Genomic DNA, 521 nt, shown 5'->3' with positions numbered 1-521 from the left:
TGTAACCGTCAAATCCCATTCAGCAGGGTCCAGTCCGGCATCAGCAAACCGCTGTTGCAAATAGGGGATAGTACCATCCAACAGCCCGCCATGCTCCCCCATCTTTTGAGCCGTGTCATTGATACAAACCTGAGCATTGAGCCATTTTCCTCCCCATTGAACAAAATCACCCATAAGGATGAAGAACGGAAAAATCAGGGAGAAGATGATCAAATACTCAATACTGATAAACCCATTTTGATTTCGTAGTTTTTTCATTGGAGGATCACGCTCCGAAATTCATGTACTTTCCCGGCATGTCGTACACTGGTGGTATAGTCGGAAAAATACGAGTTGATCCAAGGTAAGGCCATGGAGGCCAAACCAAAGATCATCACTGCAGAGACCACCAAAATCACTTTCTTTTCCATCAAGACCGTACCCGATTCATCAAGGCACCACTGGCGGAGAAACCTTCGCATTCGCACCCTCTCCTTTCGGAATTGATTTCATAAATAGAAAAACCGGGCATTTCTGCCCGG

2 protein-coding genes are annotated in these 521 nt (G+C 46.1%); both read right to left on the bottom strand.

Going from position 1 to position 521, the window contains the following annotated elements; all coding sequences use genetic code 11:
* Nucleotides 1–258 (bottom strand): hypothetical protein (locus tag AB1L17_RS31515; protein WP_412848926.1); only part of this gene is annotated, 258 nt, incomplete at its 3' end.
* Entirely contained in the window at nucleotides 255–461 is a 207-nt protein-coding gene (locus AB1L17_RS31510; protein WP_024984542.1) for a hypothetical protein, read from the bottom strand. The genes AB1L17_RS31510 and AB1L17_RS31515, both read right to left, overlap by 4 nt.
* Nucleotides 462–521: the final 60 nt, after the last annotated feature.

The organism is Brevibacillus jepli, from assembly GCF_047229145.1.
GTDB lineage: Bacteria > Bacillota > Bacilli > Brevibacillales > Brevibacillaceae > Brevibacillus.
The sequence above is the reverse complement of the archived record's forward strand: the minus strand, read 5'-3'. Positions and strand labels throughout refer to the sequence as shown.